Below are 15530 nucleotides of genomic sequence, written 5' to 3' on the forward strand. Positions count from 1 at the left end.
CCATGACCGCCAAGACCTTTGATCCCGTCACCTTCGACATCATCCAGAACGCGCTGGAAGCGATCGCCGACGAGATGTTCTACGCCCAGGTGAAGACCTCGATGAGCGCGATCATCTACGAAGTGCTCGACCTCTCCACCTCGATCCTCAACCCCGAAGGCGAGATCGCCGCCTCGGGCGCTGGCATTCCGGCCTTCATCGGCGTTCTGGACAAGGCGATCGCCGGCATCCTCGCCAAGTTCCCGCTCGAGGAAATCCGCGAGGGCGATGTGTTTGCTTCAAACGATCCCTATTTCGGCGGCGTCACCCATCTCAACGACATGGTGCTGGCAGCACCTGTGTTCCATGACGGCGTCATGGTTGCCTGGGTCGCCAATATCGCCCACTGGAACGATGTCGGCGGCAATGTTCCGGGTTCGATGTCGGCGGAAGCCACGGAAATCTTCCAGGAAGGCATCCGCATCCCGGCGGTGAAACTGTTTGCGGAAGGGGTCGAAAACCAGGCTGTTTTCGACATTCTCAAGGTCAATTCCCGGCTACCGGATTTCCTCAACGGCGATCTCTGGGCCGCGATCGCAGGATTGCGCATCGGCGAGCGGCGGGTGCTGGAACTGGTCGCGAAATACGGCGCGGATACGTTTGCCGCGGCCGTCACCGATTATATGGATCTCGGCGAACGCCGTGCCCGCGCGGCGCTGGCCAACATTCCGCAAGGCAGCTACAGCTTTGCCGAGGAGCAGGATAGCGGCGCGATCCACAAGGTCACGCTGACGGTCACCGCCGACGAATTCATCGTCGACCTGACCGACAACCCGGCCCAGTCCGGCTCGCTCAATTGCTCGCGCGAGGGCACGGAAATTGCCGTGCAGCTGGCGTTCAAGGATTTCACCGATGCCGATGCCCCCGGCAATGGCGGGTTCTTCAGGCCGCTCAGGGTGGTGACGAAGCCCGGCACGATCTATCATGTCGAGGCCCCCGGCGCGCTCGGCTATTATGCCGAGGTCGAGATCAGGCTGTTCGACATGCTGCTCAGAGCGATGGCGGAGCACTTTCCAGGCTCCGTGCCGGCCGGCAATTTCGCCTCCATCTGCGGCACCAATATCGGCGGCCCGCATCCCGATACCGGCCGCCACTACACCATCGTCGAACCGCAGGTCGGCGGCTGGGGCGCGTGGGAGGGCTCCGATGGCGTTTCCGGCCAGTTCTCCGGCTTCCACGGCGAGACCTTCAACTGCCCCGCCGAGGTTGCCGAGGCCCGCTACGGCCTCGGGATCGAGCAGGTGGCGCTGAATACCGAGCCCGGCGGCGAGGGTCAGTGGCGCGGCGGCAAGGGCATCGAGGTGCATTACCGGGTCCGCGCCGACAACAATTTCCTCTCGGTCGGCTACACCCGCTCGCGGATGCCGCCCTGGGGCGCATCGGGCGGGCTCGACGGATCGGTCAATTATGTCGAGGTGCTGCGCCGCGACGGAACCCGCGACCGCCACGCCTTCACCACCAACCTCACCGTCAACGAAGGCGACATCATCCGCGTGGTCACCGGCAATGGCGGTGGCTATGGCGACCCGAGCTTACGCAGCCGCGCCGACATCGAACGCGACCTGCGCAACGACTATCTGACGCCCGACCGCGCAAGAGAGATCTACGGCTACGAGGCCTGATCGCGCCGGCCGCGGCGCGGAAAGCACGCCGCAGGGCTGCATAGAGCGTCGGGAAACCGAGACGGATTGGAATTGGTGGATGTCGCCCTGTGGCGACCTTGGTTTCTCGCTGGATGAAATTCGCGCTTTGCTCGATCTTTCCGATGACCGGTCCCGAAATTGCGAGGCCGTGGACCGCATCGCGCGCGAACACCTTTTTGAGGGCGAGCGGCAGATCGATGATCCGAAGGCGCTTCAAAGCGAGTGGACCAGCTGTTGAAGCAATGCTCATGCGGAACGATCGCGGAGTGTCGCCTCAGCCCGATGCACCGGGACACAGTCACGGCTGAAGCCTTCCGAGCCGCCGTCGGCACGGCGTTGAAATGGTCTGGAGATAGTGCATCCGGCCCTTAAGGACCGGACGTCTGTTCGTGGGTTGCCGAGCTGGCCTCAGTGCGCCAGCATTTCGTGGACGATCTGGTCGCTGTTGAGCGATGACGGGTAGTAGGTCGGCCAGTTGGTCACTTCTTCCAGCAGGGCCGAACGGTCGTCGCCCCAGTAGAGGTGATAGTGATCGGCCGTCGCCGGTGCGATCCGGTGATCGGAGAACTGGATGAACCGCGGTGCGGCCTCGTCGCCGCCGGTCTTTTCGAAGATGAACCGGACGCCCCTGTTGCCTTTGGCGTAGGTCAGGACTTCATAGCCGTCGCTTTCGTAATCGGCCTGAACCGTCTCGCCATCCTCGTAGAAGGTGACCTTGTCACCTTGGATGGTGATCCGCTCGACATCGGTCTTGTAGCCGGTGTCGTAATAGGCCTTGTATTCCGCAGCCGTCATGTCGCTCGACTCTGCCTTGTGCTCCATCACCGGGTCGAGCGTTCCGTCCTGAAGATAGGGATAGACCGACTGCCAGTCACCGGCCCAGTCGGAAAGGGGCCGGTCTGCGATCTGACTATCCTCGAAATAGCCCTTGTAGATCTCAGGGTCGCCATGATCATGGGCATGGGCTTCATCACCATGTTCATGACCGTCATGCTCGCCCTCGTGGACCATGCCGCTGCCGCCGGCAACGGCGATGTTGTAGGGCATGCCGCCGACATCGATCGTGCCGACCTCCTGCAACCCGTCCTTTGCGATGCGGCGGACGAGGCCGGCATTCGGGTCACTCATCACGATCTCATCGCCGGCCATGGCGATGCGCGGACGCGGGTCGTTCCAGTGGCCGTCCATCGAATAGGGTTCGGTGACCCTGGCGCTTGTCGTGAGGCTTCCGTCCAGAATGTCGATCTGGTGCAGGCTGCCATCTTCCGTCAGGACATAACCGAAACGGGCATTGGCCGGATCGAGCGTGAAGTCGACGCGGCGGAACGGCAGTTCGATATAATGGAAGTGCGGTTCATCGGCAGGGTCGATGACCACGAGACCGTTGGAACCGTAATTGCCGAGAAACACCTGCATGCTTTTCGCGCCGAGCAGGGTGCCCGTGGTCTGATCGCTCGGCAGGTCGGCCGGATAGGGCAGCATCTCGAATTCGAGGCCGTCCTCGCCGGTCGTCACGGTCAGCACGCCTTCCTTGCAGCCTGCGGCCAGATATGCCCCGGAGAAGGCCTCGCCGTGGATGCCGGTGCAAGTCGCGACATCGCCGGTCGACGTGCCATCGACGGTGACGGCGCGCAGGCCGATGCGGGTGCCGTTGACCGGCGTGTTGGTCGCGACAGTCGTGACCCAATACGCGCCGACCGGGGCCGCAAAGCCGTGATGGGCGCGGTCCTGCTCCAGCCGGCCGGTTTCAAGCTCGCCATGGGAAAGCTCGTGGGCGTCGACGATTTCGGCATAGCCGCCCTTGTCGAAATTGACGACCACCTTGCCGTCATGATCGATGATGTGGAACGGGCGCGGGCCGTTGAGGCTGTGCTCGACGACAACCGGCTCCTCAATGTCGATATCGGAATGGTCGCCATGGGAATGCAGCGAAATGCCGCTGTCGATGAAGTGAACCGCATCGCTGTCAGACTGAACAGCAACAATGGCCGCACCGTCATTGACCGCATAGAGCTTGTTTTGCCCGGTGGTGTCGAAGGACCAGCGATTGTCGGGCTGGCCGAGGTCGAATGCCGTGATTTTCGCATCGGCATGGTCGCCGACGAAAATCCGGTAGAGGGTGACGCTGTCCTCGTGGTCTTCGGCGAAGGCTGCCGGTGCACCGAGCGAAATCGCGAGTGCGGATGCACCCAGGATCCATCGTTTCATATCTGTCTCTCCTATACGGTATAACGTAACTTCAATGGGTGAGGTTCGGCCTCGCCCGGTTTATTGTTGTCAGCCGTTATTGATGGCGGCGGCGAGCGTTTCGGCGTTGTAATGCATCATGTCGATATAGCTTGGCGCGGGGCCATCGGCTGAAGACAACGCGTCCGAATAAAGCGTTCCCCCAAGCTCCAGTCCGGCTTCGGACGCGATTCAAATGCTGGAGCATCTGTAACGTAATATCATTACATTTATCGAAGGGATGATTTGATGGCAACCGTTTTTTGCCGCTTTCCTGAAAAATTGCCCCGGGTTTGAAGATCGCGCCGAAAAATGCGGGCGCCCGCCGCGCGGCCTTTGCCTGTCTTCGGGATTTCCTCCGCGTCCTTCCGCATGCCGGCTTTTGCTCGACACCTCCGGTCTTGGCCAGCGCCGCGATGTGCAGGGCCGAAAGAGCGTTTTTGATGCTGTCGTCGACGGGACTTTCATTTCACCGTCAAGAAAGCCCTGTATGGTCAATCCGGTAATGATATTAAATTACGAGGACCTTCATGACCAGGATACCGCCTATCAAGATGCCCGCCGACGCGTGGGACGAACTCAATTTTCCCCGACCCGAAGAAAGCGATTTCGACCGTGTGGTCGAACGCGCGATCTCGCGTCGCGGTTTTCTCGGCGGCGTTGTCGCCTTCGGTTCGGGCGCTGTCGCCATGGGCGCCGGGCTGCTGCCGAGCGGAACGGCCGAAGCGGCCGCGCCGCAATCGCGCTTTCCGTTCACGCCGATTGCGGCCCAGACCGATTACGCCTTCCACGTGCCGGAGGGCTATAAAGCCAGGGTTCTGGTGAGCTGGGGCGATCCGCTTTATGACGGCGTTGCCGAGTTCGATCACGAGACCGGCGGTTCCGTCGAGGAATCCGACAAGGTCTTCGGCGAAAATACCGACGGCATGGAAACCTTCGAGATCGGCAATCACCAGATTCTCGCGGTCAACAACGAGTATGTGAACAGCGACATCAACCTGCCGCATACCGAAGACGGCACGCCGCAGACTGCGGCCGATGTTCTGAAGCTCCAGAACCTGCAGGGCGTTTCCGTGCTCGAGATCGCGGAAAGCCCGGAAGGCTGGTCCGTGGTGCGCTCCAGCCCGTTCAACCGCCGCCTGCATCACAACGCGCCGATGGCGATTTCCGGACCGGCCGCCGGTCATCCTCTGCTGAAGACCGAAGCGGACCCCGATGGCCGCGCCGTGCTTGGTACGCTCGGCAATTGCGGCGCCGGCAAGACGCCGTGGGGGACCTATCTGACCTGCGAGGAGAACTTCAACGGCTATTTCGGCGCCACCGAAGAGACGAGCTACAGCGACGATGTCGCCGCCGGCTACAAGCGCTATGGCATGGCGCAGGAAAGCCAGTACGGCTACGAAAAATTCGATCCGCGCTTCGATACGTCGAAAAATCCCAACGAACCGCACCGTTTCGGCTGGGTGGTCGAGATCGACCCGACCAATCCCGACAGCACGCCGGTCAAGCGCACCGGGCTCGGTCGCTTCAAGCATGAAAACGCCGCGGTGACGTTGGCTCCTGATGGCCGCGTCGTGGTCTATCTCGGCGACGATGAGCGCAGCGAGTTCCTGTACCGTTTCGTTTCCGCCCATCCGTATGTGGCCGGCGGCGATACCGATGGCCTGCTCGATGACGGCACGCTCTACGTCGCGAAATTCAACGACGACCAGACGGGCGAATGGCTGGCGCTGACGCCGGAGACCACCGGCATGGAACCCGCAGACATCCTGATCTTCGCCCGCATGGCCGGATCGAAGGTCGGCGCCACGACCATGGACCGTCCCGAATGGGTCGCCGTCAACCCCTATGCCGTCGAGGCCTATTGCTGTCTCACCAACAACAAGAACCGCGGCGTCAAGGCGAATGCCGGCGGCGACGCCACCCCGGTCGGCGGGCCGAACCCGCGCGAGGCCAATAAATACGGTCAGATTGTGCGCTGGTATCCCGATGACGACGACCATGCCGCCGATACCTTCGGCTGGGACCTGTTCGTCATGGCCGGCAATCCGGACGTCCACGCGGATGCCTATGCCGGTTCATCCAACATCAACAGCGGCAACCTGTTCAATTCCCCCGACGGCATGGCCTTCGATACCAGCGGGCTCGTCTGGATCCAGACCGACGGCGACGACAGCAATGAGGGCGATTTCGCCGGCATGGGCAACAACCAGCAGCTTGCCGGCGATCCGGCGACGGGCGAGATCGTCCGCTTCCTGACCGGCCCGCGCGGCAGCGAGATCACCGGCCTGTGCTGGTCCGCGGACCGGCGCACGATGTTCGTCGGCGTCCAGCATCCGGGCGGCTCGTGGCCGGCGGAAGAAGGCCTGCCGCGCTCGTCGATCATGGCGGTGAAACGCGATGACGGCGGTCTTGTCGGCTGACGATGCGGCAACCGTAACCCTGAACAGGCATGGCGCGCGAAGCGCCATGCCGATAGCGCAACTCTGCCGCAGGCGATCGCGGTCGCCACGACGGCGCTGCCGTCAGATCATCCCGCCGGTTATTCGGCGGTTGGTCAGCCGGCGTCATAGCGGCTGGGCAGAACGCCTTTTTCGGCGCGGAAAACCTTGCTGAAGTGGCTCAGATTCTCGAAACCGACGGCAAGCGCCGCCTCGGTCACGCTTGCGCCCGCGGAAATCAGTTCGGCTGCGGCTTCGATCCGCGTCATCCGCAGATAGGCGTGGATCGATTTTCCGATCGTGAGGCGGAAGCCTTCCTTCAATCTTCGCTCGTTCAATCCGACTTCGCGCGCAAGCCGCGCGATCGTCCAGTCCGCCGAAAAGCGGCCGTCGATCAGCGCGATTGCGGCATGAACCTTCCTGCTTTCCGGTTCCGTAAGCGGCCGGAGGCCAAATCCGTTTGTCTGCTGACGTCCCACGGCATCGACCGCGATACCGAGCGCTTCCACCGCCTTGCTGTAGAGAAAAAGCGCCGCCGCAATGCCGGAGCTGGCCTCTCGATCCATCAGGGATGCCGCGATGGAAAAAAGCTTGGCGGGCGCCCTGAAGCCGATGAGAAAGATATCCTGCTCCGGCAGGCTGTTCTCGCTCATCACCGCGCCGCCAAGACGGGCGAGCGATACGCCGCCGAGCTTGCGCAGCAGCGGCGGCTCGAAACGGATGTCGACGACACGCAGCCGGGTGCCGCCCCGAAGGCTGTTTTCGCCGCGCGTGTAACGGTTGCTGGCAAACAGGACGCCGGAACCGGGCGAAATCTCCAGCGGCGACGCGCCATCGACGGAAAGCGTTCCGCGCCCCTCCAGAAAGACCGACAGGGAAAAGGTTTCGGGGCCCTCCGGCCGGAACACGCGGTCCTCCTCCAGAACGGAATCGATCGTGTAGACGGTTACATCCTCGCCGGACTGCATCACCCGCGTGCCGGGCCGCCAGCCCTGCTGATCGATGGCATTGTCGACCGACGCCTGCCAGCGATCCGGGAGTGCGGTTTTCGTCCGTGGGTCTGGAGTCCTGGGTTCCGGCATCAGGTAATAGTCCCGTTTGCGTCAATCGCGGTTCCGAATGCGTTAGCGCCCTCTGCTAAAAAGTGGAATTTATCACTCATGTTTAGTTTCGGATCGGAACAGTTGCAATATGCATGATGTGAGAAAGACAATGCTGGCGGGCACGGCCTGCTTCTGGGTGTTCGCCGGGCCGGGGGCCCTGGCACAGGAGGACGCCGGGGTGACGGTGCTGGAACCGGTGACCGTGACCTCCACCAAACGTAGCGAGGACATCGGCAAGGTCGATGCCGCCGTCTCGGTCGTCAGCGGCGCGGAGCTGGAACAGCGCGGCATCCGCACCGTCGAGGGATTGCAGAAGGTGTTTCCCGGCCTGACCATGGGCAATCGTGGCAACCGGATCTATGCCAATGTGACGGTTCGCGGTCTTTCCTCGCCCGACTATTTCAATCCGACGGTGCAGGTGCTGGTCGACGGCATTCCGCAATCGCCCTCGACCTTTTCCCAACCGCTTGTCGATGTCGAACAGGTCGAATTCCTGCGCGGTCCGCAGGGCACGCTTTACGGCGCGAATGCCTATGGCGGCGTCATCAACATCGTCACCAGAAAGAACTATCGCAACACCGCCTATATCGAAGCCAACGCCTCGCCCCAGGAGCCCTATGGCGAATTCGGTGGCACTGTCGAACTGGTGCCCGACACGCTCTATTTCGATTACGCCGGACTTTATTCCTATTATGCCGGCGACATCGATGACGTTGCGACCGGCAACGACGATATCAATTCATCCCATGACGGCGCGGCAAGGTTCGCGCTGCGCTATGCGCCCGTCGATGGCAATTTCGACGCGTCGCTGATCTATTCGCGTGAAAAGCTCGAAACCCGTGAAGAAATCTACGTTCTTCAGGATCATGTCGACGACCGCGACTACAACAGCGCGTTCTATGGCGACTACCCGCTGCTGAAACGGGACATGACCAATGTGGCGGGCCAGTGGAGCTACACATTCGGCGATTTCACGCTGACGAGCATCACCACGTTTCAGGAAAGCGATGTCCAGCGGGACTTCTCGTCGGGAGCCGGGACGCGCTATATCTGGCCGCAGGACGAGCGGCTGTTCACCCAGGATCTGCGGCTAACCTATGACGGGTTGATGTTCAGCGGGGTCGGCGGGCTATGGTATAGCCATGACGATTTCAGCGGATGGAAGAACGGCTATCCCGGCTATTACGGCAGTTCCAAGAACAATGTCGTCACCGACAGTTACGCGGCCTATGGCGAAACCACGTGGCACGCGACCGATCGTCTCGACCTGACGGCCGGCCTGCGCGCAAGCTATGAACGCTCAGAAATCGACGCCTGGCGCGAGGACAGCTATGCGACCGGCTACGGCTTCGATTTCGAAAGCAGCGCCGATTTCAACGGCTGGCAGCCCAAGGTCGCCGTTGGATATGAACTGACGCCGGATGTCCGTCTTTATGGCGTCATCTCGCGCGGCTACAAGCCCGGAGGCTTCAACCACAGCATTTCATCGATAATCGATGCCGAGCCCTATGATGCCGAATCCAACTGGAACTTCGAGACGGGTCTGCGCTCGACGCTTTTCGAGGACACGCTCGATCTCTCGGCCTCTCTTTATTACATCCGGTCCCGGGACATGCAGTTCTATGTCGGCCCGATCGGCCAGCAGTTCATCGAAAATGCCGGCGAGGCCTACAGCGCCGGGCTTGAGGTCGACGCGACATGGCGTCCCACGCACCGGTTCACGCTTTCCGGCGTCGGCGCTTTCGGACGGGCCGAATTCCTCGATTACACCAATTCCTACACCGGCATATCCTATGACGGCAATCGCGTGCCCTATGCGCCGGATGTGACCGCGCATGTCAACGCCGCGTTCCTGCTCACCGAGGATCTGTTCGACGGCGGCAGTCTGGTGGCCAATCTCGGCGTCAACTGCACCTCGCAAACCTATTTCGACGATGCCAATTCGACCGGCCAGGATGCCTATGCCACGGTCGATGCTAGCCTCGATTTCGAGGGAACGAACGGGCTGTTCGCGCAACTTTACGTGCAGAACCTCACCAATGAGAGCTACAAGACCTCCGGCTATGCCTTCGGCGGCTATGAGTTGGGAACGCTCGGTCAGGCCCGCACCTTCGGCCTGACGGTGCGCAAGGAATTCTGAGGTGGCGGCAACACTATCGCTGGCCCGGCTTGTTTCGGTTCTGGCCGCCGCGGGCGGCATCTATACCGCGCAAAGCCTGATCGGCGGCCTGACATTCATGGGCGTTCCGATCGTCCTGCGCGCCTCCGATGTCGCGCTCGACCGGATCGGCCTCGTCTCGCTCACCATGTTGGTATGGGCCCTCAAATTCCTGTGGTCGCCGCCGGTGGAGCGGTGGCGCATCCGGCCGGACGGGCGGCGGCGGTCGCGGGCGATCATTCTGGCCGGGGAGGGAATGGCGGCTGTTCTGCTTGTGGCGCTTGCCCTTGCCGATATCGGCCGGTTCGAGCTTGTTCTCTCGGGCCTGATAGCGCTGGCCGTGGTCGCCGCGACCGTGGATATCGCCTGCGACGCCTTCCTGATCGAACAGTCGCCGCCCGACCGGCGCGGCTTTGCCAATATCGCCCAGGTCGGCGGCGGCTATCTGGGCATGATTTTCGGAAGCGGGCTGTTCGTCGTGGTCTATTCGCGGCTGATGGCGCTTGTCGGCGCGCACCAGCCCGGCGTCGATTTCACGCTGTTTCAGTCCGCCAGCGCGATTGGCGCGGCCGCGTTCGGCGCTGGCGGCGGGCTGATCGCCGCCCATGCGGGCTATGCGGTCAGTTTCGGGCTTGCGGCCGTCCTGTCCGCCATCGCCCTCCCGCTTCTTCGCCGTATGGACATCCGCCTGAACAAAGGAAACGCGCCATGACAAGACCCCTTGCCGTCATCATTGGCGCCGGCGTGGCCGGGCTTGCGGCCGCCTGGTGGCTGGACAGGGCAGGCTGGCGTTCGCTGATCGTGGAGCGGTCGTCCTCGTTGCGCGAAAAAGGTTACATGCTCGGCCTTTCGGGACTGGGCTTCGAGACGGCCGGGCGGATGGGCCTGCACGATGCGCTTGACGCCTGTTCCTACGCCATCGACGAGAATGTCTACAAGGACAGCGCCGGACGCGAGCTTCTGCGCCTGCGTTACCGCGACTTCATCCGCGATCTGCCGTTCATGGCGGTTCGGCGCAGCGATCTGGTGCGGGTGCTTTTCGAGGCGCTGCCCGAGACGGCTTCGGTCCGCTTCGAGACCATTGTTTCCGGTTTTCAGGATTGCGGCGACCACGTGTCGGTGACGCTTTCGAACGGGGAGACGATCAAGGCGGACTTGCTGATCGGCGCGGACGGCTTCCGTTCGAAGACGCGACAGCAGCTTTTCGGGCCGGACGATGCCTGTCTGGCGCCGCTTGGCTATTCTTTCGCCGTCTACGATGTCGATGCGCCGCGCAGCTTCGAGAGCGACTTCCTGTCCTATGCCGAGCCGGGTCATCTGGCCGAATATTACGTTCTCCACGACGGGCAGCTTGCGGCCATGCATGTCTGGCGCAATGAGATGGCCGAGGCGGAGCGCGGGGAAGCGGGGTTTGAACAGCTTGCCCGCGTCTGCCGGAAGAGCCATCCCGAGGTTCGCGCCATTCTCGAACGGGCCGAGACGACCGGGGCCGCTCCCATGATCGACACGCTGACGATGGTGGAATTGCCGGAATGGTCGAAAGGACGCGTCCTGCTTCTGGGTGATGCGGCCCATTGCCTGACACTGGTGTCCGGTCAGGGGGCGGGCATGGCGCTTGCCTCGGCGGAAATGCTCGGAAATGCGTTGACGACCTCTCCCGATCTCGCATCCGCTATTGAAAAGCACGAGGCGGCGCTGCGCCCCATCATCATCCGGCTTCAGGCCCGCAGCCGCAAGATGGCCTCCGTTTTCATCCCGCGCGGAAAATTCGCCTTCCATCTGCGCAACGCGGTGATGCGGCATATGCCGCGCGCCTGGCTTGGCCGGTATTTCACCAGTGCGATCAAGGCGGAGATCGCGCTGGCGCGGACAGACGGAAAGGCCTGAGGCGTCCACCGGCTTCAGACCGGCCTCCGGTCAGCCGCGCGCCGCAGCACCCTTCCGGAACAGATCCCAGGCGCGACAGAAATAGGCGTCCTGTGCTGCCGCTTCCTCAAAATCCGGCTCACCCAAGAGCTGTGACATCAGCGGCCTGATCGATGCGGCATAGAGAAGCCGGGTCGGCAGAAATGCAGGATCGCTCGCGCCGCACTGGCTGGCGATCTGTTCCATCGACGTGGCGGCGAAGCCCTCTGCGGCATAAAGACTGGCGGCCCCGGTTTTCGTTAACCCGACGCGCCGGAACGGAGAACCTGGAACATCCGGTGATGCTGACCAATTGTTCGATGTTCTGTGCACGCAAGAAATTGTGGAAATGACAATTGACTCATCCCGAGAAGTATATGAAGGTACATATATGTCCATAGATATTCATTCAAATGTTCGCAACGAAATCGATCCCTTGCGACCCGAGCCGATCTATCTGCAACTCGCCGATATCTTCCGGCGACGCATCATGTCGGGGCTCTGGCCGGCGCTGCACAAATTGCCGGCGGAACCGGAACTTGCCCAGCAGCTGAAGGTCTCCCGCGGTACGCTGCGCTCTGCCATCGCTCTTCTGGTGCAGGATGGGTTGATGGCGCAGGTCCATGGCAAGGGGACGTTCGTTACCAATTCCGCGCGTCCAGATCCGCTGGATGGCTATTCGCTCGCAGCCCTTCTGACGCGGTCGGGGCTGGAATACCGGACCGAGCTTGTGTCACGGGCGACGCTGAAGAAAAATTCCTTCTACGCGAAGCTCATCGGAGAGGGCCCCTATCTTCAGCTCAAGCGTCGCCGCGCTTTGCCGGAGGGGCCTTTCACCGTCATGGTCAACACGCTTTCAATGCCGATCTGCGGCGACATCGATGATGACCTCATTCTCGGCGGCTCGCTCTATCGCGCGCTGGAAGACCGGGGCGATTTCCGGATCGGCACCATCCGCCGCACGCTTTCCAGTATCGAGGCCGACGAAGAAACGGCCGACCTGCTCGATCTCGAACCGGGTGCGCCGGTCTTGCTGATCGAGCAGGTCACGCATCTTTCCGACGGACGTCCGTTCGAATTCGCAACCGCCGTCATCCGGACGGACCGTCATCGGCTGTCGATGGATGTCAACCGGGGTATGCAGCCATTGGTGCTCCGCACATGATGACAGCCCGGGCGGACGAGCAGCAGGCAACAGACCCGTTCATATCGGTCGAGGCCGTCAGCAAGGTGTTCGGCGAGAAGAATGCCGCCTTCACCGCTCTTCAGGACATTTCCCTGACGTTTGCCTGCAACAGCTTCACGTCGCTGGTCGGGCACAGCGGTTGCGGCAAGTCCACGCTGCTGCGGATCCTGGCCGGGCTCGAGCCCTCCACATCGGGTGAAGTGACGCTTGGCGGCTGTTCGCCGCAGCACTATGGCAAGGGGCGTCAACTCGGCTTTGTGTTTCAGGATGCAGCGCTCCTGTCGTGGAAAACCACGCTGCAGAATGTTCGCCTGCCGCTTGATATCCTCAAGACGGAATCGCTGAAGGCCCGTGATGCGCGCGCCCGCGAATTCATCCGCCTTGTCCGGCTGGAGGGCTTCGAGGACCGCTATCCGGCCCATCTTTCCGGCGGCATGCGCCAGCGCGCCTCGATTGCCCGTTCGCTGTCCTTCGAACCGGAAGTCCTGCTGATGGACGAGCCGTTCGGCGCGCTCGATGATTTCACGCGCCGGGAAATGGGCGACGAACTGCTGCGCATCTGGAGCGAGCGTCAGTGCACGGTCGTGTTCGTGACCCATTCGCTGCAGGAAGCCGTGCTGCTTTCCGACAATGTCGTCGTGCTCGATTCCAGGCCCGGCCGGGTGCGCCGGATCGTGCCGATCGAGCTGCCGCGCCCGCGCGACGGGCATGTGCGCGAAAGCCCTGAATTCGCCGGTTATGTCAAACATCTCGAACATCTGATTTTCGGAGACAGGCTGTGAGCGCAACCACCGCCGAAACACAGGACAATACGGCGCGGGTCAGCCGTTTCCTGGCCGGGTTGGCCGAAAGCGCGGCGCGGCTGCTTCCGCCGGTTTTCCTGTTTCTTGCCGTCGGCGTGTTCTGGCAGACGATGGTGTATGTTCTGGAGATCCCGCGTTACCTGCTGCCGGCGCCGACGGTGATCTTCGCGCGCATCATCGAAGACTGGCGCATGCTTTTCGACAACGGCATCGTCACCGCCGCCGCCGCCGCCAGCGGCTTTGTCATCGGCACGGCGGTGGCCGTGTTCACGGCGGTCTGTTTCCTCTATTCGCGGGTCCTTCAGCAGGCGCTTTTCCCCTGGGCAATCGTGATCAAGACGATACCGATCATCGCCATTGCGCCGCTGCTGACGATATGGCTTGGCTTTGGCATACAGCCGAAAATCGCGGTCGCCGCCATTTCCTGCTTCTTCCCGACGCTCGTGAACGTCACGCGCGGGCTGAAAAGCCTTGATGCGCCGGTCCTCGACTTCATGAAGATCATCCACGCCTCGCAGGCGCAGGTTTTCTGGCATGCGCGCCGCAACGCGGCGCTGCCCTATCTGTTCTCGGCGATGAAGATCACGGTCGGCATGTCGATGATCGGCGCGATCGTGGCCGAGTTCACCGGCGCCAATCTCGGCATCGGAACCATCATCGTCAACGCAGGCTACAGGCAGGACGCCGTGATGCTGTTTTCGGCCATCATCGTCACCTCGCTGGTCACCATCGCGATGTATTACGCGGTGATCCTGCTCGAAAAATTCGCGCTCCGCTGGCCGGGGGCGAATGTGGAAAGCTGACCTTTCCGCTCTTTGAACCGTGGAAACCATAAAAGGGGAACAAACCAATGCCGATTTCCGCACGCAACTTCATCGCCGCGCTCGGCCTTTCGGCCGCGGCAACCGGGTTCGCCACCGCCGCCAGTGCCGAGGAAAGCGTCTCGCTTCGCCTGTCCTGGCTGCTGAATGTCCAGTCCGCAGGCTATGTGATGGCCGACGCCAAGGGCTTCTACAAGGATGCCGGCCTCGATGTCGAGATCATGCCGGGCGGCCCGAACCTGAATTCGACCGCCATGGTCGCCGCCGGGCAGAACACGTTCGGCACCAATGACGTCAGCGCCGTGCTGTTCGGAGAGGCCGAGGGCATGGACCTTGCCGTGGTCGGCGCCTGCTTCCAGAAAAACCCGGCGGGGCTGCTCTCGCTCGCGGAGACCGGCATCAAAACCCCGAAGGATCTCGAAGGCAAGACGCTGGCCTATAATGAAGGCGGCCCCTGGACCTATACCCAGGCGATGCTGGCCAAATCCGGCGTTGACATGAGCAAGGTCAACACCGTCGTCATCATGGGCAATGAGGTGCTCATGAGCGGCCGCGTCGATGCCAAGACCGCCTTCGTCGTCAACGAACCGATCGCGCTCGAACTGCAGGGCTATCCGACGGCAACGCTGGTGGCGGCCGATTACGGCGTCAACGCCTATGCCGAGACGATCTTCACCACGGCCGCCTATGCCGAGGCGCATCCGGATATCGTCGAGGCCTTCATGCAGGCGACCGCCGAGGGCTGGGCCTATGCCTTCGATCACCCGGAAGAAACCGTCGAGGCGGTGCTTGCGATCAATGGCGAACTCGATCCCGAACAGCAATCCAGGCAGTTGGAGCTGCAACGCGATTTCATCCTGACGGATTCTGCCAGGGAAAACGGTATCTGCAGCGTCGAGACCGCCAATGTCGCCGACACCTATGGCCTTCTGAAGGAATATGCCGGGCTTGAGGCCGAGATCGACATCGACGCTCTGGTAAAGCCGGAATTCGCGGCGAAGAAGTGAAAAATGCCGGAAGCCGGTCTCCAACATCTGCTTCCGCATAGGGCGTAGCGCTCGAAGCGCTACGCCCTCATCGCCGACGACCCGCAACGGGCGCGCGCATCGGCTCCGCTTCTCGATGACGCCCGATCGTTGAGCGAGAACGGGCGTTCTCCCCGCTTGCCGGCTATCCCGGAGATCTCGGCACACAGGGTGCTGACA

13 protein-coding genes and 1 pseudogene are annotated in these 15530 nt (G+C 62.1%); 10 read left to right on the top strand and 4 right to left on the bottom strand.

Features of this window, described 5'->3' with window-relative positions; translation table 11 throughout:
• The first annotated feature begins 2 nt into the window (after positions 1–2).
• Both HQ843_RS08380 and HQ843_RS29410 read left to right on the top strand, forming a co-directional pair.
• A complete protein-coding gene (locus HQ843_RS08380; RefSeq protein ID WP_180898956.1) occupies positions 3–1661 on the top strand; it encodes a hydantoinase B/oxoprolinase family protein in 1659 nt (552 codons plus the stop codon).
• Between the two features lie 79 nt (positions 1662–1740).
• The gene (locus HQ843_RS29410; RefSeq protein ID WP_246710316.1) at positions 1741–1920 is read left to right on the top strand and encodes a MerR family DNA-binding protein; all 180 of its coding nucleotides are present in this window, start codon (positions 1741–1743) and stop codon (positions 1918–1920) included.
• A 170-nt stretch (positions 1921–2090) separates the two neighbouring features.
• Here the strand turns inward: HQ843_RS29410 and HQ843_RS29415 are convergent, their stop codons facing one another.
• Together HQ843_RS29415 and HQ843_RS08395 are read right to left on the bottom strand one after the other, a co-directional pair.
• Positions 2091–2693, bottom strand: a complete 603-nt coding sequence (locus HQ843_RS29415; protein ID WP_246710411.1) for a ZinT family metal-binding protein — start codon at positions 2691–2693, stop codon at positions 2091–2093.
• A gap of 1266 nt (positions 2694–3959) precedes the next feature.
• Positions 3960–4100, bottom strand: a pseudogene (locus HQ843_RS08395) (metal ABC transporter solute-binding protein, Zn/Mn family); the annotation flags it as partial.
• Positions 4101–4438: 338 nt separating this feature from the next.
• Here HQ843_RS08395 and HQ843_RS08400 point away from each other — a divergent pair.
• Positions 4439–6331 (top strand): PhoX family protein, encoded by a 1893-nt coding sequence (locus HQ843_RS08400; RefSeq protein WP_180898951.1) that lies wholly within the window; start codon positions 4439–4441, stop codon positions 6329–6331.
• Between the two features lie 134 nt (positions 6332–6465).
• On the opposite strand, the gene HQ843_RS08405 is transcribed toward HQ843_RS08400, so the two are convergent.
• Positions 6466–7431 (bottom strand): helix-turn-helix transcriptional regulator, encoded by a 966-nt coding sequence (locus tag HQ843_RS08405; RefSeq protein ID WP_180898949.1) that lies wholly within the window; start codon positions 7429–7431, stop codon positions 6466–6468.
• A 109-nt stretch (positions 7432–7540) separates the two neighbouring features.
• Between HQ843_RS08405 and HQ843_RS08410 the strand changes: the two genes are divergently transcribed.
• Genes HQ843_RS08410 through HQ843_RS08420 form a run of 3 tightly spaced genes read left to right on the top strand, consistent with a single transcriptional unit; the run spans position 7541 to position 11497 of the window.
• The gene (locus HQ843_RS08410) at positions 7541–9592 is read left to right on the top strand and encodes a TonB-dependent receptor (protein WP_246710317.1); all 2052 of its coding nucleotides are present in this window, start codon (positions 7541–7543) and stop codon (positions 9590–9592) included.
• A 1-nt stretch (position 9593) separates the two neighbouring features.
• Positions 9594–10322 (top strand): MFS transporter, encoded by a 729-nt coding sequence (locus tag HQ843_RS08415; RefSeq protein WP_180898947.1) that lies wholly within the window; start codon positions 9594–9596, stop codon positions 10320–10322.
• On the top strand, positions 10319–11497 hold the full coding sequence (locus HQ843_RS08420) for an FAD-dependent monooxygenase (protein WP_180898945.1): 1179 nt from the start codon (positions 10319–10321) through the stop codon (positions 11495–11497). The genes HQ843_RS08415 and HQ843_RS08420 overlap by 4 nt, the downstream gene beginning before the upstream one ends.
• A 30-nt stretch (positions 11498–11527) precedes the next feature.
• Here HQ843_RS08420 and HQ843_RS08425 read toward each other — a convergent pair whose 3' ends face one another.
• Entirely contained in the window at positions 11528–11914 is a 387-nt protein-coding gene (locus HQ843_RS08425; protein WP_180898943.1) for a TetR family transcriptional regulator, read from the bottom strand.
• On the opposite strand from HQ843_RS08425, the gene HQ843_RS08430 reads away from it, so the two are divergent.
• The 4 genes from HQ843_RS08430 to HQ843_RS08445 are packed head-to-tail and all read left to right on the top strand — an operon-like array spanning position 11907 to position 15332.
• The gene (locus HQ843_RS08430; RefSeq protein ID WP_180898941.1) at positions 11907–12680 is read left to right on the top strand and encodes a GntR family transcriptional regulator; all 774 of its coding nucleotides are present in this window, start codon (positions 11907–11909) and stop codon (positions 12678–12680) included. The two genes, HQ843_RS08425 and HQ843_RS08430, sit on opposite strands and share 8 nt — an antisense overlap.
• Positions 12677–13483, top strand: coding sequence for an ABC transporter ATP-binding protein (locus tag HQ843_RS08435; protein ID WP_180898939.1), 807 nt, complete (start codon positions 12677–12679; stop codon positions 13481–13483). Before HQ843_RS08430 ends, HQ843_RS08435 begins: the two co-directional genes overlap by 4 nt.
• Complete coding sequence (locus HQ843_RS08440; protein ID WP_180898937.1) at positions 13480–14307, top strand: ABC transporter permease; 828 nt, start codon at positions 13480–13482, stop codon at positions 14305–14307. Before HQ843_RS08435 ends, HQ843_RS08440 begins: the two co-directional genes overlap by 4 nt.
• Before the next feature lie 47 nt (positions 14308–14354).
• Complete coding sequence (locus HQ843_RS08445; protein ID WP_180898935.1) at positions 14355–15332, top strand: ABC transporter substrate-binding protein; 978 nt, start codon at positions 14355–14357, stop codon at positions 15330–15332.
• Positions 15333–15530: the final 198 nt, after the last annotated feature.

The sequence above is a fragment of the Martelella sp. NC20 genome, from assembly GCF_013459645.1.
GTDB lineage: Bacteria > Pseudomonadota > Alphaproteobacteria > Rhizobiales > Rhizobiaceae > Martelella.